General features: G+C 53.1%; 17 protein-coding genes. 11 read left to right on the top strand and 6 right to left on the bottom strand.

Annotation, left to right across the window (positions count from 1 at the left end; translation table 11 throughout):
- The first annotated feature begins 297 nt into the window (after positions 1-297).
- From SHEW_RS00095 to SHEW_RS20045, 6 genes are all read left to right on the top strand, one after another.
- Positions 298-786: a GNAT family N-acetyltransferase gene (locus SHEW_RS00095; protein ID WP_011863827.1), complete on the top strand. Its 489-nt coding sequence runs from the start codon at positions 298-300 to the stop codon at positions 784-786.
- Positions 770-1,234 carry a Cys-tRNA(Pro) deacylase gene (gene ybaK / locus SHEW_RS00090; protein ID WP_011863826.1) on the top strand — a complete coding sequence of 155 codons (465 nt, stop codon included), beginning with the start codon at positions 770-772 and terminating at the stop codon, positions 1,232-1,234. The genes SHEW_RS00095 and ybaK overlap by 17 nt, the downstream gene beginning before the upstream one ends.
- A 133-nt stretch (positions 1,235-1,367) precedes the next feature.
- Positions 1,368-1,613: a sulfurtransferase TusA gene (tusA, locus tag SHEW_RS00085; protein ID WP_011863825.1), complete on the top strand. Its 246-nt coding sequence runs from the start codon at positions 1,368-1,370 to the stop codon at positions 1,611-1,613.
- A gap of 165 nt (positions 1,614-1,778) precedes the next feature.
- The gene (locus SHEW_RS00080) at positions 1,779-2,219 is read left to right on the top strand and encodes an MOSC domain-containing protein (protein ID WP_011863824.1); all 441 of its coding nucleotides are present in this window, start codon (positions 1,779-1,781) and stop codon (positions 2,217-2,219) included.
- Between the two features lie 320 nt (positions 2,220-2,539).
- Positions 2,540-5,725 (top strand): amidohydrolase family protein, encoded by a 3,186-nt coding sequence (locus SHEW_RS00075; RefSeq protein WP_041406227.1) that lies wholly within the window; start codon positions 2,540-2,542, stop codon positions 5,723-5,725.
- Between the two features lie 212 nt (positions 5,726-5,937).
- The gene (locus SHEW_RS20045) at positions 5,938-6,618 is read left to right on the top strand and encodes a hypothetical protein (protein WP_011863822.1); all 681 of its coding nucleotides are present in this window, start codon (positions 5,938-5,940) and stop codon (positions 6,616-6,618) included.
- Between the two features lie 5 nt (positions 6,619-6,623).
- Here the strand turns inward: SHEW_RS20045 and SHEW_RS00065 are convergent, their stop codons facing one another.
- Positions 6,624-7,193: a DNA-3-methyladenine glycosylase I gene (locus SHEW_RS00065; RefSeq protein ID WP_011863821.1), complete on the bottom strand. Its 570-nt coding sequence runs from the start codon at positions 7,191-7,193 to the stop codon at positions 6,624-6,626.
- Positions 7,194-7,302: 109 nt separating this feature from the next.
- Here SHEW_RS00065 and glyQ point away from each other — a divergent pair, with 109 nt between their 5' ends.
- From glyQ to pxpA, 5 genes are all read left to right on the top strand, one after another.
- Entirely contained in the window at positions 7,303-8,208 is a 906-nt protein-coding gene (gene glyQ / locus SHEW_RS00060) for a glycine--tRNA ligase subunit alpha (protein WP_011863820.1), read from the top strand.
- 12 nt (positions 8,209-8,220) lie between these two features.
- Entirely contained in the window at positions 8,221-10,290 is a 2,070-nt protein-coding gene (glyS, locus tag SHEW_RS00055) for a glycine--tRNA ligase subunit beta (protein ID WP_011863819.1), read from the top strand.
- 98 nt (positions 10,291-10,388) lie between these two features.
- On the top strand, positions 10,389-11,075 hold the full coding sequence (pxpB, locus tag SHEW_RS00050) for a 5-oxoprolinase subunit PxpB (protein WP_011863818.1): 687 nt from the start codon (positions 10,389-10,391) through the stop codon (positions 11,073-11,075).
- Positions 11,072-12,004, top strand: coding sequence for a 5-oxoprolinase subunit C family protein (locus tag SHEW_RS00045; RefSeq protein WP_011863817.1), 933 nt, complete (start codon positions 11,072-11,074; stop codon positions 12,002-12,004). The genes pxpB and SHEW_RS00045 overlap by 4 nt, the downstream gene beginning before the upstream one ends.
- A complete protein-coding gene (pxpA, locus tag SHEW_RS00040) occupies positions 11,994-12,722 on the top strand; it encodes a 5-oxoprolinase subunit PxpA (RefSeq protein WP_011863816.1) in 729 nt (242 codons plus the stop codon). The genes SHEW_RS00045 and pxpA overlap by 11 nt, the downstream gene beginning before the upstream one ends.
- A 33-nt stretch (positions 12,723-12,755) precedes the next feature.
- Here the strand turns inward: pxpA and SHEW_RS00035 are convergent, their stop codons facing one another.
- The 5 genes from SHEW_RS00035 to dnaA all read right to left on the bottom strand — a co-directional run bounded on the left by SHEW_RS00035 (position 12,756) and on the right by dnaA (position 19,686).
- The gene (locus tag SHEW_RS00035) at positions 12,756-13,475 is read right to left on the bottom strand and encodes a hypothetical protein (RefSeq protein ID WP_011863815.1); all 720 of its coding nucleotides are present in this window, start codon (positions 13,473-13,475) and stop codon (positions 12,756-12,758) included.
- Between the two features lie 121 nt (positions 13,476-13,596).
- On the bottom strand, positions 13,597-16,014 hold the full coding sequence (gyrB, locus tag SHEW_RS00030; RefSeq protein ID WP_011863814.1) for a DNA topoisomerase (ATP-hydrolyzing) subunit B: 2,418 nt from the start codon (positions 16,012-16,014) through the stop codon (positions 13,597-13,599).
- A gap of 16 nt (positions 16,015-16,030) precedes the next feature.
- A complete protein-coding gene (recF, locus tag SHEW_RS00025; RefSeq protein ID WP_011863813.1) occupies positions 16,031-17,113 on the bottom strand; it encodes a DNA replication/repair protein RecF in 1,083 nt (360 codons plus the stop codon).
- Positions 17,114-17,185: 72 nt separating this feature from the next.
- Complete coding sequence (gene dnaN / locus SHEW_RS00020) at positions 17,186-18,286, bottom strand: DNA polymerase III subunit beta (protein WP_011863812.1); 1,101 nt, start codon at positions 18,284-18,286, stop codon at positions 17,186-17,188.
- A gap of 20 nt (positions 18,287-18,306) precedes the next feature.
- Complete coding sequence (gene dnaA / locus SHEW_RS00015) at positions 18,307-19,686, bottom strand: chromosomal replication initiator protein DnaA (protein WP_011863811.1); 1,380 nt, start codon at positions 19,684-19,686, stop codon at positions 18,307-18,309.
- Positions 19,687-19,796 lie beyond the last annotated feature (110 nt).

The following is a 19,796-nucleotide window of genomic DNA, read 5'->3' as shown; positions in this document are numbered from 1 at the left end:
TCACGTGAAACACCAAGACCACACTTTCCTCAGCAGGCCTTTTACGCCTCAAGCGACTAATACCAATCACAGTAAGTAGATGGTCAGAAATAGCGCATGGAAAACGCGTGAGAACAAGGCAGGATTTTTAGATAAGTAGTTATTCTACAATCAAAAATACTAACGCCGTTATCGCGCATTTTAACAAGCTAGAATGAACAGCTATTTACTACGATTGGCATAAGATAGTTTCTGGCTTTAACTTCGCCACCACTGCTGTAATATCAACATCAGGCGCTTGATTTAAGATGGAGGCATATGGACATTATTCGGTTGATAGACAAGCCTGAGGCCATAGGCCAAGTGGCTACCTGGTATCATGAGGAATGGGGTCACCTGGGGCCGAATCGCAGCCAGGCAGAGTTGACCCACACCCTGAGCCAATATCTGCAATTGGCGGGCATTCCCCAACTCTGGCTAGCCCTGCATAACAATGTTCCCGTCGGCGCTATCCAGCTCAGGTATCAGGAAAACCCTCAATATCCTGCCGATAGCGTCTGGCTCGGCGGCATCTATGTAAGCCCCTCTTATCGAGGTCTCGGCATAGCTAAAGCGTTAATCGCCGTTGCCGAACAATATGCCTTAGCCTTCGATGCAGACGACCTCTATCTGCAAACCGAAGCCAAAAACCTCGCCCTCTATCACAGCCTAGGCTGGCAGCTTGTCGCTACACTTCCCTACTCAGACCTATTGGTCAGCGTGATGCGTAAATCCTTAGAAAGAGAGAATCATGACACCCGCAACTAAGATGCTCGATAAGGCCAAGATCCCCTATCGTCTCCATGAATATCAACACGACGCCAATGCCGGCGCCTATGGACTGGAGGCGGCAGAGAAACTTCAGCTTCCACTTGAATGGGTCTTTAAGACCCTGGTCGCCGAGCTCGATAACGGTACCCTGGTGGTCGCCATCATCCCGGTAGACAAGAAGCTCAACCTGAAACAACTGGCGAAGGCGGCGAAAGCCAAGAAGGCTGCCATGGCCGCGCCGGAAAAGGTACAGCGCAGCACAGGATATGTGTTAGGTGGCGTTAGCCCTATTGGGCAGAAGAAACGACTTGCCACCTTTATCGACGAGAGCGCCCAGCAGCTGGCGCAGATCTATGTCAGTGGTGGACGCCGCGGCCTGGATATCGAACTCACCCCAACGGCTCTGCAAGATGTTACTCAGGCGCGTTTCGTCTCTCTGGTATAATCCAGGGTGTTTCACGTGAAACATCCTTTATAGGATCACAAACCCAGGGAGCACGACTTGGCTTAAACGCCCGGCTAGCGTAATATTAGCCCCCTCGATTTTATCCGGTCTCACTTCAATTAAGGTTTACGATATGAGCGACCCTTTCGCACAAGCACAACACCAACTCGACGCCCTGGGACTACGTTGTCCCGAGCCTGTGATGATGGTGAGAAAATCGGTGCGCAAGATGAACGAGGGAGAGACCCTGCTGATCATCGCCGACGACCCGGCGACCACACGTGACATTCCCAGCTTCTGCGAGTTTATGGATCACACCCTGATCGCCAGCCAGACCGAGTCGACGCCTTATCAATATCTGATCAAGAAGGGTCTCTAACCCAACTTGAGTTCCCCGATTAAGGCAGTCGCTCACGCTCTTCTGCCTTAATCGACCCGCACCTTCCCCAGCGCCTATGCGCACTCGGCCCCCAGCCGATTCCCCTTGCCAGCGGTTCGAGTCACGGTTTACACTGAGATTCGGCATTCAAAAGGATTGATATAAATGGCAAGTTTACAAGGCATTAGCTACAAGGTAGTCAAAGGTGGACCCATGCTGGAAACCTCGGCGGCACTCGTCACCACCAGCACAGGGGTTGCACAAGATGTATTTGGAAAGCCAGGTAAACGTCAGGTCACCCTACTGTCGGCGCAGCAATGGCTCGCCGCCTGCGAGGCACTCGATACCGAACTTCCCTGGACCACCCGCAGAGCCAACTTACTCATAGATGGCATTAGCTTCAGCGAAAAAGATCTCGGCAAGGTGATTCACGTAGGCGCCTTACAACTGGAGATCACAGGCGAAACCGATCCCTGTAAGAAAATGGAGATGGCCTATGCTGGACTCGAGGCGGCCCTGCGACCAGACTGGCGCGGCGGCGTCACCTGTCGCGTACTCAACGATGCCGAGATCAGCATCGGCGATAGCGTACAGTTAGCCGATTAGCCCAGCTTTATCTCCTCCACAGGCAGCCACCTAGGCTGCCTTTATACTTTTAACCCGATTTCACTTCCGGTTACACAACTTTAGCAGCTAGGTAATACCGACTTAGCCATCCCTTGATATATTCATCAAGGCTTTCAGCCTATCTAACTTAAGCCCAATTTAAGCCATCCAGGCTATCCTCACCATTCACCAAATGTCACAGAATTTAGGTTTTACTGTTATCGAATTTGTGCGATAACTAGTACTGATTGTATACAACTACCTCTCTGTAGCCACTCGAAGGCGCCCAACCAAGGATAATAATGAAACTGGGAACTCCTATGCTAAAACAAAAATTAACGCCCCTATGCACGGCAATTGCCCTCACACTTGCCCTGCCGACCTGGGCGGCAGACAAAGATGCGCCTCCGGCCTGGCAGGTTAATGCACCCGCCAAAGCCCCACTGGAACAGGTTAAGATAGATGTCACCGAAGGCACCTGGATGAACGTCAGTGTCAGCCCAGATGGCAAGCAGATAGTATTCGACCTCCTGGGTGATATCTATCAGATGCCCATCGAAGGCGGCGAAGCTAAGCCCCTGGCTCAAGGTATCGCCTGGCAGATGCAACCCGTCTATAGCCCGGATGGCAAATACATCGCCTTCACCTCAGATGAAGATGGCGGCGACAATATTTGGGTGATGAACGCCGACGGCACAGATCCCCGCCCTGTCACCAAGGAAACCTTCCGCCTGCTCAATAGCCCGGCATGGAGCCCAGATTCTCAATATCTCATAGGCCGCAAACACTTTACCGGCAGCCGCAGCCTGGGAGCTGGCGAAGTCTGGCTATATCACGTTGCCGGCGGTACAGGCGTTAAGCTAACAGAGCGCCCCAATGAGCAGAAAGACCTGGGCGAACCCGCCTACTCACCAGATGGCCGCTACGTCTACTTCAGCCAAGATGCCACACCGGGTAAGACCTTCCATTACTCCAAAGACTCGGTGAAAGGCATCTATAAGATCAAACGCTACGACACCCAGACAGGTGACATAGAGGTATTGGTCGAAGGCACTGGCGGCGCGATTCGCCCAACCCCTAGCCCGGATGGCACTAAGCTCGCCTACATCAAGCGTGATGGTTTCCAATCTACCCTCTACCTATTGGATCTCAAGTCTGGCAAGAAGACCAAGCTTTATGACAAGCTCGACCGTGACATGCAGGAAACCTGGGCCATCCACGGCGTCTACCCAACCATGAGCTGGACGGCAAATAATGAAGAACTGGTCTTTTGGGCAGGCGGTAAGATCAATCGTCTGGACATCGAGAGTAAGTCGGCAAAAGAGATCCCCTTCAAGGTGAAAACCGAACTGGCAGTTCAGCCTTCGGTGCGCTTCAAGCAGAATCTCGATCAAGATAGCTTCGACGTGAAGATGCTGCGCATGGCGCAGGTATCACCGGACGGCGACAAGGTGGTATATGAAGCCCTTGGTAAACTCTGGGTTAAGCGTCTACCTGAGGGTAAGGTAAGCCGCCTAACGGACTTGGACGACCAAGTCAGAGAACTCTATCCTCAGTGGTCTCGCGACGGTAAGAAGATTGTCTTCACCACCTGGGACGACGACCAACAGGGTAGTGTTCGTGTCATCAACGCCAGAGGCGGTCGTAGCAAGACATTGACCCAGGAGCCGGGCAAATATGTAGAGCCCACCTTCTCACCCGATGGTGAACTCGTAGTTTATCGTAAGATCAAGGGCGGTTATATCACACCACGCACCTGGTCACAGGAGCCCGGCCTCTATGTTGTCGACATCAAGGGCAAAGAGAGCCGCAAGATAACACCCGATGGCTTTCAACCCCAGTTTGGTGCCGAGAGTGACCGTGTTTATTTCATGGATCATGGCGAGACACCTCAGCTCGCCTCGATCAACCTGCATGGCTTCCAGAAACGGGTGCACTACACCAGCAAGCATGCCACCGAATTCAGGGTCTCTCCAGACGGCAAGCAACTCGCCTTTGCCGAGCGCTTCAAGGTGTGGGTTACCCCATTTGCCAAGCATGGCGAGACCATAGAGATAGGTCCTAAGGCCGATAATCTCCCAGTGACTCAGCTCAGCGTGCGCGCCGGTGAAAGCATCAGCTGGAACGGCGACAGCGACCAGCTCTACTGGACCCTAGGCCCAGAGTTGTACCAGATGGATGTCGACGCCGACTATCAGAGTGATGAGAAGGCTGCAGCCATCGAACCTAAGATCACTCAGATTGGTTTCGATAAGCGAGCTGATGTTCCACGTGGAACCATAGCCTTCGTCGGTGGCCGAGTGATCACCATGGAAGAGGACAAGGTGATCGAAAACGGTGTGGTAATCGTCGAGAATAACAAAATCGTCGCCGTCGGCGACGCCAACACTCAGGTGCCTAAGGGTGCACAGGTTATCGACATCAAGGGTAAGAGCATAATGCCAGGCCTGTTCGATGCCCACGCCCACGGCGCTCAGGGCGAGAATGAGATCATTCCACAGCAGAACTGGGAGCTCTACGCTAATCTGGCGCTTGGGGTAACCAGTATTCACGACCCTTCAAACGACACTACAGAGATCTTCGCCGCCTCTGAGCAGCAGAAGGCCGGTAACATTGTCGGGCCGAGAATCTTCTCTACCGGGACGATTCTCTATGGTGCCAACATGCCGGGCTATACCTCTCACATCGACTCGGTAGACGACGCCAAGTTCCATCTGGAGCGCCTGAAGAAGGTTGGCGCCTTCAGTGTGAAGAGCTATAACCAGCCAAGGCGCAATCAGCGTCAACAGGTGATTGCCGCGGCGAGAGAACTTGAGATGATGGTAGTCCCGGAAGGTGGCAGCCTGCTGCAGCATAACCTGACCATGATCGCCGATGGCCACACCACGGTAGAGCATTCGCTGCCCGCCGCAGCCATCTACAGCGACATCAAGCAATTCTGGAGTCAGACAGAGGTTCACTACACGCCGACACTGGTCGTCGCCTACGGTGGTATCTCGGGCGAGAACTATTGGTACGATAAGACGGATGTCTGGGCTCACCCTCGCCTGTCTAAGTATGTGCCAAGCGATCTGCTAGAGGCCCGCTCTATGCGTCGCCCTACCGCTCCCGATGCTCACTATAACCACTTCAACGTTGCCAGAGTCGCCAACGAACTCAACGAGCTGGGTGTGAAACCCAACATTGGTGCCCACGGTCAACGCGAAGGCTTAGCCGCTCATTGGGAGATGTGGATGTTTGCCCAGGGTGGCATGAGCAACATGGAGGTGCTGAAGACGGCAACCATCAACCCGGCGGAAACCTTTGGCATGGATCATCAACTCGGTTCGATCAAGACTGGTAAGCTTGCCGACCTGATCGTTATCGACGGAAATCCACTTGAGAATATCCGTGTCACAGATAAGGTGAGTTACACCATGGTCAACGGTAAGTTGTTCGATGCCGAGTCGATGAATCAACTCAATGGTGACAAGACTAAACGTAAGCCGTTTTTCTTCGAAATTTAAACATTTTCAATTTTAAAATCTGGCAGAGATAAGCCACAAATTTTAATTTCAGAAAAATTTAAAAACAGATCAAAAATGACTTAAAAAGCAAAAAGGATGTTTCACGTGGAACATCCTTTTTTTATATCTTGCATTTACACTCGCCAACAAATTAGCCTAAGCTAATCGACCAAAGCTCAATCAGGAAGAGCACAACCAAAAGGACGCTGGAAATGAAATCCCTAAAACTTCCCCTACTCATATTATTATCCGCCTCGGCCATCGCCTATTTGATGCTAGAGGCAGACCATGCTCAGCCAAGAGATGAGCCAAAGATTCCCATCGCTCAAGCTGACCAGGACAGGAGTGCTCAACGTCAGTCTCCGGCCCAGACTCAAACAGACAGCAAGGTAGAAACAGAAAGCCTTGTGAGTGACACAGACAACGGTAATAAGGTCGATACAGATACACCCGAATGGAATGAGGTAGAGGTAGAGGAAGACAAGCAGACCTCGGCCAAGCTGCTGGTGGCTCAAATCATTGACGCGCAGGGGGTCGTTGATGGTGAGCAGATTAAAAAGCTATTTGATGAAGACCTGGAAGCCTATGTCGATCTCATCGAGTCCCTCGACAACCATGATGCCACCAGCCAACAGCGCCAGACGGCTCTGGCAGACAGACTCACCCATTTGCCAGAGACCATATACAGTGAAAAATATGCCTGCGGAGACAGAATCTGCGTCCTAAGCCTTACAACGGACACTATCAGCCAACAAAGTATTGATAAATTGAGTGAATTTGATAAAAACTACGCATTTATCAAGCAGACTCAACTCGACACAGGTGAGACACAGTTTCAGGCCATCTACCTACAGACAGATGACCCTTCCACCATGCGCTTTAAAGGTTACTAAGCATCTTAGTTAGACTTATCTTGGTAACAGAAACAGTCGGCGGTGTGGTCGTTGACCATACCTACCGCCTGCATGAAGGCATAGCAGATAGTCGGGCCGACAAAATTAAAACCAAGCTTTTTCAATGCCTTTGACATGGCTTCCGACTCGGGTGTCTGTGCCGGCAGCTGATCCAGCCGTTGAAAATGATTCAGCTTGGGCTGACCGCCGACAAAACTCCAGAGAAACTCGGAGAAGTCGTTGCCCTGCTCCACGAAGGCGATGTAACCCTTGGCATTCTTGATGATGGAATTGACCTTGAGCCTGTTACGAATGATGCCGGGATTTTGTAGTAATTCCTCTACCTTTGCCTCATCGAACTTGGCTATGACATAGGGGTCAAAATCGGCAAAGGCCGACTCATAATTTTGCTGCTTCTTGAGTATGGTAATCCAGGATAGACCCGCCTGTTGCCCGTCGAGACAGAGCTTGGCAAACAGCTCCCGACTGTCATACACGGGACGTCCCCAAACCTCGTCATGATACGCCTTATATAGCGGATCCTCGCCGACCCAGCCACAACGCTTTACATCCATGGTGTTTTTTCCTATTTTTCCGCCGTTAAGGTAAAAAATAACCTACATAAGCCTTTTTCAACAAGGTATAATCGAAACCATTTTCTATCACAAGCTGACAGTAGTAGACATGACGACGAAACATGACGTAAAAACATTCCAGGGTTTCATCTTAACCCTGCAGGAATACTGGGCGCAGCAAGGTTGCGCTATCGTTCAACCGCTGGACATGGAAGTAGGCGCGGGCACTTTCCACCCTATGACCTTCTTGCGTTCTCTTGGCCCTGAGCCGATGAGCAGCGCCTATGTTCAGCCATGTCGTCGTCCTACCGATGGTCGTTACGGTGAAAACCCTAACCGTCTGCAACACTACTACCAGTTCCAGGTAGTACTTAAGCCGTCGCCAAGCAATATCCAGGAACTCTACCTGGGTTCTCTTGAAGCCTTGGGTGTCGACATGAATATTCATGACGTACGCTTCGTGGAAGACAACTGGGAATCTCCGACTCTGGGTGCCTGGGGACTGGGCTGGGAAGTCTGGCTAAACGGCATGGAAGTGTCTCAGTTTACCTACTTCCAGCAGGTTGGTGGCCTGGAGTGTAGCCCTGTGACAGGTGAGATCACCTATGGTCTAGAGCGTCTGGCCATGTATATCCAGGAAGTTGACAGCGTCTATGATCTGGTGTGGACCGACGGCCCTATGGGCAAGATCATGTACGGCGATGTGTTCCATCAAAACGAGGTTGAGCAATCGACCTATAACTTCGAACACGCCAACGTAGAAGTACTGTTCAAGCAGTTTGACGACTGCGAGAAAGCCTGTAACGAGCTGCTAGCACTCGAGACGCCACTGCCCTTGCCTGCCTATGAGCAGGTGATGAAAGCCTCTCACGCCTTCAACCTACTCGATGCCCGTCATGCTATTTCGGTCACCGAGCGTCAGCGCTATATTCTGCGTGTGCGCACCATGGCCAAGTCAGTGGCTGAGTCCTATTACCAAGCCCGTGAAGCACTCGGCTTCCCAATGTGTAAGTAGAGGTATATTAAGATGAAATTTGAAAACTTACTCATTGAAGTAGGCACAGAAGAGTTACCGCCAAAATCCCTGCGCACCTTAGCCGAATCTTTTCTGGCTAACTTCGAAGAAGAGCTGCAGAAGGCCGAACTTAGCTATGAGTCGGCAACCTGGTATGCGGCGCCGCGCCGTCTGGCCCTAAAGGTTAATGCCCTGGTGACCGCCCAGGCAGACAAGGTTGTCGAGAAGCGCGGTCCGGCAATCGCCCAGGCCTTCGATGCCGATGGTAACCCAACCAAGGCCGCCATGGGCTGGGCCCGTGGTAACGGCATCACGGTAGAACAGGCCGAGCGTCTTACCACAGACAAGGGCGAATGGTTACTACACAAGGCCAAGGTCGTCGGTGTAGAAACCAAGTCGCTGGTAGCCGAGATGGCCCAACGCGCCCTGGACAAGCTGCCTATCCCTAAGCCTATGCGTTGGGGCAGCAACAAGACCCAATTTATCCGTCCGGTACACACAGTCACCATGCTGATGGGCGACGAGCTGATCCCTGGCGAGCTGCTGGGCATTGAATCGGCGCGCACCATCCGCGGCCATCGCTTCATGGGTGTCGACACTCTGGAACTGGATCATGCCGATAACTACCTCACCGCGCTGGAAACCCAGGGCAAGGTGATGGCCGACTATCAGGCGCGTATGGCCATCATCAAGGCCGATGCTCAGGCGGCAGCCGACGCCATGGGCGGCATCGCCGAGATCGATGAAGATCTACTGGAAGAGGTGACCTCTCTGGTCGAGTGGCCGGTAGTGCTCACCGCCAACTTCGAAGAAAAATTCCTCGACGTACCGGCCGAAGCCCTGGTTTACACCATGAAAGGCGATCAGAAATACTTCCCGGTATTCGACAAGGCGGGCACTCTGCTGCCGCATTTCATCTTCGTATCGAATATCGAATCAAAGGATCCGGCGCAGATCATCGCGGGTAACGAGAAGGTGGTTCGTCCACGTCTTGCCGACGCCGAATTCTTCTTCGAGACCGACAAGAAGCATAGTCTGGAATCTCGTCTCGCCAGCCTGGAAACCGTGGTATTTCAGCAGCAGCTTGGTACCATCAAAGACAGAGTCGAGCGCATCTCTGCCCTCGCTGCCTTCATTGCCCAAGGCATTGGCGCCGACAGCGAGCAGGCAGGCCGCGCCGGTCTACTCTCTAAGTCAGATCTCATGACCAACATGGTGATGGAATTTACCGATCTACAGGGCACCATGGGCATGCACTATGCGCGCCTGGACGGTGAAACCGAGGCGGTTGCCCTTGCCCTCGAAGAGCAGTACAAGCCTAAGTTCTCAGGCGACAGCGTACCGACTCAGCCTATCTCTATCTCGGTCGCACTGGCGGAGAAACTCGATACCTTAGTGGGTATCTTCGGCATAGGTCAGGCACCAAAAGGTGCGGCGGATCCTTTCGCCCTGCGCCGCGCGGCTATCGGTATCCTGCGTATCTGTGTCGAAAACAACTTGCCACTCGACCTGGTCGATCTGGTTGCCAAGGCACAGGAGCTTCATGGTGCTAACCTGAGCAACGCCGACACCGCAGAGCAAGTACTGGAATTCCTGATGGGCCGTTTCCGCGCCTGGTATCAAGATCAAGGCATCAGCGTCGATGTGATCCTGGCGGTACTGGCACGTCGTCCAACCTCGCCAGCCGATTTTGACAGCCGCATCAAGGCAGTTACCCACTTCAGAAGCCTGGAGCAGGCCGCAGCACTGGCCGCAGCCAACAAGCGTGTGTCGAACATTCTGGCCAAGGTCGAAGGCGATATCGCCAGCGATATCGACAGCAACCTGCTACAAGAGAGCGCCGAACAGGCACTGGCCAGCAAGCTAAACGAGCTGCAGCCACAACTGGAGCCGCTGTTTGCCAACGCAGACTACCAACAGGCACTGGCCTTGCTGGCCAGCCTGCGTGAAAGCGTCGACACCTTCTTCGAAGATGTGATGGTGATGGCCGACGACGAGGCCCTCAAGCAGAACCGTCTGGCGCTGCTGTCTAAGCTCAGAGCCCAGTTCCTGCACGCCGCCGATATCTCGCTGCTGCAATAAGTTACTGCTTAAAAACAAAAAACGCATCCTCAGGGGTGCGTTTTTTATGTCCGGACATGCTATTGATGGCTATTGCGTCTCAAGCTCGTTAGACTCAAATGATGAGAGACAGTCATAGGTTTATCCCCTCTTTGCAGATCAATATCTATCCCCTGGGCGAGCGCGCCCTGGTACTCGATCCCTCGCCCGAGGCCACACTCTCTTGGGCCGTGCAGTCTAAGCTGTGCTGGATCGCCGAGCAGCTACGCCAGTTCCCCATAGTCGAAGAGGCTATCCCCGGCATGAACAACCTGACCATAGTTGTCAGAGAGACCAGGCAGTTAAAGGCCATGCAGGCGAGACTGGCTGAACTGTGGCAGAGCGCACCCGCCGAGACACGTGAGAGTCGCACCATAGAGATCCCGGTGAGTTATGGCGGTGACGCGGGGCCGGATCTGCTCTCTGTGGCTCAGTTCCATCACCTCAGCCCAGAAGAAGTGGTCAAGCTTCACAGCCAGGCCTGCTATCAGGTGTTCTTCATCGGCTTTCAACCAGGGTTTGCCTACCTCGAAGGCCTGCCCAAGCACTTACACACGCCCAGGCTGGCGACCCCGAGATTAACCATTCCCGCAGGCAGCGTTGGCATAGGCGGCGAGCAGACGGGTATCTACCCACTGACGAGCCCGAGTGGCTGGCAGATCATAGGGCAAACCCAGCTAGCACTATTCGATCCCACCAGCGATACCCTATGCCTGCTCAAGCCAGGCGACAGGGTACGGTTCATCCCTGTGGAGATAGCGCTATGATGCGGCTCGATAGGGTAAACGGCCTAGCCAGCATTCAAGACCTTGGCAGGCAGGGACAGGGGCACCTAGGCATACCAAGCGGTGGCGCCATGGATAGCTTCTCGCTGATCCTGGCCAACCGCCTGCTGGGCAATGAGGATAACGCCCCCGCCATCGAGCTCGCCAGTGGCAGCTATGAGTTCACCTTCAAGACCCCGAGCTGGGTCGCCCTGTGCGGCGCCAGCTTCGAGGCCAAGATAGATGATCGTCCCCTGTGGCACAGCTGGCGCGGCCGGGTGAATCCGGGGGAACGCCTGACGCTGAAGGGACCGAGACAAGGCGTGTGGGGCTACCTGGCAATCCTCGGCGGTATCGAGGTCCCCGAGGTTCTCGGAGGTCACGGCACCTTCCTGGCAGGACGGTTCGGTGGCCATCAGGGGCGACAACTCGCCTCGGGCGATACTCTTAGCCTGAATCCCCATACTGAAGCAAACTTCAGTCGCCCGGTCGGTGCGGTGCACAGGGCCAACGACGGCATACTGCGCGCCCTCCCCGGGCCAGAGATGAGCCAGTTCAGCGATCAGGATCGCAAGGCCTTCTGGCATGGCCACTGGACCGTTTCGCCCCAGAATGATCGCATGGGCGCCCGGTTGACAGGCGAGTCTCTGGACTCTGGTAAACATCTGAGTCTGCGCTCCCACGCCGTGCTACCGGGCGTGGTTCAGGTGCCGCCGGGTGGCCAACCTATAGTGCTACAGGCCGATGCCCAAACCAGCGGCGGCTACCCGAGAATGGCCATGGTGATCGAGGCCGACCGCTGGAAACTGGCCCAGGCCAGAGCAGGGCAAGCGATCCGCTTTCAGCATGTCAGCCCCAATCAGGTGGAAGATGCTAACCTTGAATGGCAACACTATTTCTATCGCTTAGCGAGGGCAATGGATGGGAGTTAAGCCGCTAAGAATCGACCTCAACGCCGACCTCGGCGAGGGAGGCCCACAGGACGAGGCGCTGCTGACACTGGTCACCTCGGCCAATATCGCCTGCGGCGGTCACGCCGGCGATCGCCAGAGCATGCTGGCGACGGTCAAACTCGCAAAAGCGCACCATGTAAAGGTCGGGGCTCACCCCAGCTATCCCGACAGAGCTAATTTCGGCCGCCTATCTATAGCCATAGAGGCGGAACCGCTTTTTAACTCGCTATTACAACAGATTAATGCCTTAAAGGCCGTATGCGACGAGCTAGGCGTCGATCTCCACCACGTGAAGCCTCACGGTGCCCTGTACAATGATGCGGCTCAGGATCCCGCCCTAGGCCGTATTCTCATTCGGGTCATAGAGACGATCAATCCAACGCTTAAGCTGATGATATTGGCGGGTAGCCCCTTGGTCATGCAGGCGAGACGCGCCGGCCTTGAGGTGATCGAAGAGGCCTTCGCCGATCGCGGCTACCTCGCCGATGGTCGGCTTGCCCCTCGCTCACAGCCTGGCGCGCTTATCGAAGATGCCCAGAAGGTACTTGAACAAGTTAGCTCCATAGTCGAAGAGCAGAAAGTGACGGCGGTGACGGGTGAATCGGTAAGCTGCCATGCCACCAGCCTCTGCCTGCATGGTGACACCCCGAAGGCACTTGAGTTCGCCAGGGCAATTCGCGCCAGCCTAGATCATTAACAAAGGTCCGATATAGACAAGGTCTAAGACAAATTAGCGTCGGCGATAAATCAGCAGCAGATCGCCAGCAGCTGTTGTCATACTATCGACCTCTAACTCCGGATGACTCTGCTCATAGCGGGCGACATAATCGCGAAGAAAGGTTACCGACTCATGACTCGCTCGCAGCAGACAGCGACTCTGCTTGCAATAGTGATAATTCACAACTAACTCGGTAAAGTCACCACCCCAATTGTCGCCGTAGGCCTCATCAATCTGGTTAAACTCCTCGACCTTAAGCTCTATGTATTGGTCGGTATCGTTAGCCATTAAATCGTTAAGCTCAGGGGGAGATGCCAAGAAATAGGGCTCTTGCAGATTGGCAACGTAGAAGTAGGCGGTCCCCTCTCGCATGAAAGGGCCCTCGGCTGCTAGGTACAGATCCATTAAGCTGGCATATTCAGCCTGAGAGGGCGTTACTCGGTAAGAGGATAAAGGAGCGGACCTTGTCGAACTATTCTGCTGGTCTGCCGATGCTAAATCAGCATCAGGCTGACCGTTTGACAGGCTGATCTTTGAGTCCTGTTCTAATGGAGGCTGATTGTCTACGATAGCTGCCTTAATGTCGGCTTCATCCTGTGCTTGCAGATGTTTTACCAGCTCCTGCATCGCACCTTGCTCCACCACGGCCCCTGTATCTGTATGACTAAGGAACAGACCGAAGCCTAAGGCAAGTAACAAGATAGACAGCGCGGCAAGATAAGCCTTTTTCATCGTCGACATCCTTTTCGCGAAACCCAGTAGATTAACCTAACGGGCGAGCCTTAAGATGTAAAGCCTTGGCACAGATACAAAAAAGCCCCGGAAGACCGGGGCTTTTAAAACTCGCTAGCCGTTATACGTCGAGGTTGGCCACGTTGAGGGCATTAGACTCGATGAAGTCACGACGCGGCTCAACCTGATCACCCATCAGACAGGTAAACAGTTGGTCGGCGGCGATGGCATCTTCGATGGTCACCTTCAGCATGCGACGCGACTCAGGATCCATGGTGGTTTCCCATAGCTGCTCAGGGTTCATCTCACCCAATCCTTTGTAGCGCTGGATGTAGAGGCCACGCTTAGAGTCGTTCATCAGCCAATCCAGGGCGTCTACGAATGAAGAAATTTCCTTCATGCGCTCGCCACGCTTCACATAACCGCCCTCTTCGATCAGGCCTTCAAGCGCTTCGGCCAAGGCCGTCATACGCTGGTAGTCGCTCGACTGCAGGAAGTCGTAAGAGAACAGGTAGTGGGTATCGATACCATGCTTACGTACCGTCACCTTAGGCAGATAGACCTGACGCTCTGGGTCGAGGAAAGCCTCGGCGCTGAAGATGAAGCCACCCGATTCTGCTTCGGTCAGGGCTGCCACATAGTTGTCGCACCACTGTTTCACCTTGGCTTCGTCGGCCAGGATATCGTTGCTCAAGCCAGGCTGATACAGCATGCGCTCGGTCAACATGATAGGGAAACGCTGCTCGAGACGATCGAAAATCGCTTCCACTTCACGGTACTGGTACACCAATTTCTCTAGCGGCGCGCCAGACATGGCCGGTGCGTCTTGAGACGGATGGATCTCACCACCGTCCAGGGCCAGGTTAGTCAGGTATTCGGTCAGCGCCGGATCATCTTTCAGGTACTGCTCCTGCTTACCCTTCTTCACCTTGTACAGTGGCGGCTGGGCGATAAATACATAGCCACGCTCGATAAGCTCTGGCATTTGACGGAAGAAGAAGGTCAACAGCAAGGTACGAATGTGCGAGCCGTCGACGTCAGCATCTGTCATGATGACAATGTTGTGATAACGGGTCTTATCGGGATCATACTCGTCGCGGCCGATACCACAGCCCAGGGCGGTGATCAGGGTCGCTACTTCCTGTGAAGAGAGCATCTTGTCGAAACGGGCCTTCTCAACGTTAAGGATCTTACCCTTAAGCGGCAGAATAGCCTGGTTCTTACGGTTACGACCCTGCTTGGCACTACCACCCGCAGAGTCACCCTCCACTATGTAAATTTCAGAAAGCGCTGGGTCTTTCTCCTGGCAATCCGCCAACTTACCTGGCAGACCACCTAAATCTAATGCGCCTTTACGACGGGTCATCTCACGGGCCTTACGCGCCGCTTCACGGGCACGGGCCGCATCGATGATCTTACCAACGATAAGCTTGGCTTCGTTAGGATTCTCCAGCAGGTAGTCACCCAACTTCTCGCCCATGGTCTGCTCAACGGCCGACTTCACTTCGCTCGATACCAGCTTGTCTTTGGTCTGAGAGCTGAACTTAGGATCCGGCACCTTAACCGAGATCACGGCGGTCAGGCCTTCACGGGCATCATCGCCGGTAGCAGAGGTCTTGCCTTTCTTGTTAAAGCCTTCCTTGTCCATGTAACTGTTGAGGTTACGGGTTAAGGCAGCACGGAAACCAGCAAGGTGAGTACCACCATCGCGCTGAGGAATGTTGTTGGTGAAACAGAAGATGTTTTCCTGGAAACCATCGTTCCACTGCATCGCCACTTCTACTGTGATACCGTCTTCACGCTCCTGCACGAAGTGGAAGATCTCTTTGTTGACCGGGGTCTTGTTAAGGTTGAGGTAATCGACGAATGCACTAATACCGCCTTCATACTTGAAAAACTCATCCTTGTTGTCGCGCTCGTCGATTAGGCGAATACCTACGCCCGAGTTAAGGAATGACAGCTCGCGAACACGCTTAGCCAGAATATCGAAATGGAAAAGAGTGTCCGAGAAAGTCTCGGCGCTTGGCCAGAAACGGATCTCAGTACCTGTGTTGGTGGCATCGCCTATCTCGGCGATAGGCGCATCGGGCTCACCCATGGTGTAGAACTGTTCATACAGTTTGCCGTCACGGCGAATGGTCAGCTTAAGCTTCTCAGACAGGGCGTTAACCACAGAAACACCCACGCCGTGCAGACCACCAGATACTTTATAAGAGTTATCGTCGAACTTACCGCCGGCGTGCAGTACCGTCATAATAACCTGAGCCGCCGATACCCCCTCTTCTGGGTGGATAGCAACAGGAATACCACGTCCGTCATCCTTTACCGATACCGAACCGTCGGCATGGATAGTAATGATCACGTCATTACAGTAACCCGCTAACGCCTCATCGATAGAGTTATCGACCACTTCGAACACCATGTGATGCAGACCCGTACCGTCGTCGGTGTCACCAATATACATCCCAGGTCTCTTCCGTACCGCATCAAGGCCCTTTAGTACCTTAATACTCGAAGAATCGTAACTATTCTCTGACATATTGTTCTCTCGTCGGTTATTCAATTACCGTTACACGCCCTTGTTCCACATGGAACACCTTAACGGGTGGCGTGTTTAACGAATCCATTATTGCCGCAGGCTCGATGGCGGTGACAAAGACTTGTGCGCCCGTATCGCTTAGCTGCTGCAGCAAGAGTTGCCTGTGCCTAGCATCCAATTCCGATGGCAGATCGTCCACCAGATAAATACTGTTTTTATCTATTTGTTGTTTGAGCAACTTTCCCTGTGCAATACGCAGTGCGCATACAAGCAACTTCAATTGCCCTCGGGACAGGGCATCTTGTACCGGCAAAGTCCCGACCCTTAATCTCAGGTCGGCCTTATGAGGACCACTGGCCGTGTGTCCCGCCGCTAAATCTCTGGGATATTGTGCCTGCAACAGGGTCTGATAATCAGTTTTACTATCCCAGCCTCGGGTAAAGGAAACCTTAACATCAACCTGAGGTAAAAACTCTTCGATTATACCCTTAAGTCGTTCATTTAACGAGCCTACATATCGCTTTCGTATCTCAGTCACGATTTCGGCATAGCGCACCAATTCCTTATCCCAAAATTGAATCTGTTGATAAGGGGTTTCGCTTTTAAGCATCTGATTTCTATGCTTTAAAATTCGCCTTACATTTGCCCAGGCAGTATAGAAACTCTTGTCGGTATGAAAGGCGCCCCAGTCGATAAACTGACGACGGGATTTTGGCCCCTCAAAAAGCAATGAAAAACTCTCCGGCGTGATCACCTGAATGGGCAAAGTTTCGGCTAAGGTGGACAGACGTTTCACCTTTTCGCCGTTCATTTTGACCTCGGTTTCACCCGAGCGATAACGCCTAAGCCCTATCTTGGTCTCCTGCTCACCCTGCTCGAGCTGGGCAAACAGGGTCAGCTTGTCCTGATCGTTCTGAATTACTCGCTGAGACAGGTGACTGCGAAAGGAGCGCCCCATCCCCAGAAAGAAGATGGCTTCGAGAATACTGGTCTTGCCGCTGCCGTTCTGGCCATAGATTAGATTCAGGCCGTCACCGAGCTGCAACTGGGCACTGGCGATATTACGAAAGGAATCGATATGAAGGCGAGATAAACTCATCTAATACTCATGGCAATGGCTCAAGGGCCATCTAAGAAGATGCACGCCCTTGCGGGCGTGCATAACTTAAGACTAGAGACGCATCGGCATCACGACGTACATAGAATCTTCTTCGACGTGATTTTCGATCAGGGCGCTGGAGTTACCATCGATCAGCGTGATGCGCACGTCATCCGATGGTAGGTTGTTGAGCACGTCCAGGAGATAGCTGACGTTGAAGCCGATCTCTAGCGGTGCGTTGTCATATTCGATATCGAGGATCTCTTCCGCCTCTTCCTGCTCGGGGTTGTTGGCGGTGATCTTAATCAGGTTCTGCTCCAGCTGCACGCGCACACCGCGGAACTTCTCGTTCGAGAGAATAGAGGCACGCAGCAGCGCCTGCTTGAGATGGTTACGGCTGGCGATAACGATCTTGTCACCGCCCTTAGGCAACACACGACGATAGTCAGGGAAGCGACCATCCACCAGCTTACTGGTAAACACGGCGCTCTGAGTCGTGGCACGAATGGCGTTTTCACCGATAGACAGGGTCACATCCAGATCTTCACCTTCGAACAGACGCTGCAGCTCTAATACGCCTTTGCGCGGCACGATCACCTGCTTCTCCGGCAGAGAGTCTTGCACCATGCGGTGACTCAAGGCCAGACGATGACCGTCTGTGGCGATGGCACGCAGCACATTGCCTTCGGTTTCCAGCAACAGACCATTCAGGTAGTAACGCACATCCTGGTTAGCCATGGAGAACTGAGTCGCATCGATCAGCGACTTCAGGGTGCCCTGCTTGAGGGTAAATTCGATATCGGCCTGGAAGGCATCCACATTGGGATACTCTTCGGCCGGCAGGGTCGCCAGGGTAAAGCGGCTGCGGCCCGAGCGCAGCAACAGACGGTTATCCTGCTGCTCTATTTTGAGTTCGACTTGATCGGGAAGGGACTTAACGATATCGAGAAATTTCTTTGCCGGTACTGTGGTGCGGCCCTCTTGAACCTCACCCTGCAGCTCTGCCTGGCCGACTAATTCGACCTCTAAATCGGTACCGGTCAACTTAAGTGAGTGACCACTTACTTCAACTAAAAGGTTTGCCAGAATAGGTAAGTTATGTCGTCTCTCCACCGCCCCACTCACGAGTTGAAGCGGCTTTAATAGGGCATCCCTATCAATTGAAAATTTCATCAGTTTCAATTTCCCAGAGTTTATGAAGATAGCGTACGGATTAAGTTAGCATAATCTTCTTTAATGTCATGACTTTCTTCACGTAGCTGGGCAATTTTGCGACAGGCGTGTAGCACTGTCGTATGATCACGGCCACCAAAGGCATCGCCAATCTCGGGCAAACTCTGGTTAGTTAACTCTTTCGACAATGCCATCGCCATCTGTCTCGGTCTGGCAACGCTGCGTGAGCGGCGCTTCGACAGCATGTCGGCCATCTTGATCTTATAGTATTCAGCTACGGTTTTCTGAATGTTGTCTATAGTGACCAATTTTTCCTGCAGAGCCAAGAGATCTCTTAGGGCTTCACGCACAAAATCGATAGTGATCGGACGTCCGGTAAAGTTGGCGTTGGCGATCACCCTATTAAGCGCGCCTTCCAGCTCACGAACGTTAGATCTCAGACGCTTGGCAATAAAGAAGGCCACCTCATCGGGCAGGTTGATACCACTCTCCTGGGCCTTACGCATCAGGATCGCCACACGGGTCTCTAGCTCGGGCGGCTCAATGGCCACCGTCAGACCCCAACCGAAGCGCGACTTGAGGCGATCTTCCACCCCGTCGATCTCCTTGGGGTAGCGATCTGAAGTCAGGATCACCTGATGATTGCCCTCTAGCAGGGCATTAAAGGTATGGAAGAACTCTTCCTGAGATCTGTCTTTGTTAGCAAAGAATTGAATATCATCGATAAACAACGCATCGACGCTACGGTAGTAACGTTTGAACTCTTCGATCGCGTTGTTCTGCAGCGCCTTCACCATATCCTGTACGAAGCGCTCGGAATGCATGTAAACCACCTTGGCATTCGGATTGTTCTTGATGATGCCATTACCCACGGCGTGCAGCAGGTGAGTCTTACCCAAGCCCGTACCACCGTAGAGGAACAAGGGGTTATAGGCGCCACCTGGATTTTCAGACACCTGCAAGGCGGCTGCCTTACCCAGCTGGTTAGACTTACCCTCGACGAAGTTGTCGAACTGGTAGGTGGGATTCATATTGCTTCTATGATTCGCCGTGGCCGCGGGTTCGTTGCTATTAAATGACGGCTTGCTTGGGGATTTTGCCGCAGGTGCAACAGGGCTCTTGGTCGAGGCAGCCGGCGCTGCCGGTTTGCTCGCAGGGCGACTACCGATGTCGAAACGCAGCTTGGGGGCGTCGCTACCCATCTGTTCGGTGAAGAACTGATTGATGGTATTGAGGTACTTATCTCTCACCCAATCGAGTACGAATCGATTCGGTGCATATAGCACTAGAGTTTCCCCATCCATTTCGGCTTGTAACGGTCTGATCCACATGCTGAATTGCTGAGCGGAAAGCTCGTCCTGTAGTCGTCCGATACATTGCTGCCAAAGTGAAACCGCCACGTACTTATCCCCAAAAGATCATACAAAAGAGGTGTATTCTATAGCGAGATCACTAGGATCGCTATCCTTTAAATAGATTTATCCCCAGTAAGATCATCTTTATTTATATA

It is taken from the genome of Shewanella loihica PV-4, assembly GCF_000016065.1.
GTDB lineage: Bacteria > Pseudomonadota > Gammaproteobacteria > Enterobacterales > Shewanellaceae > Shewanella > Shewanella loihica.
The sequence above is the reverse complement of the archived record's forward strand: the minus strand, read 5'-3'. Positions and strand labels throughout refer to the sequence as shown.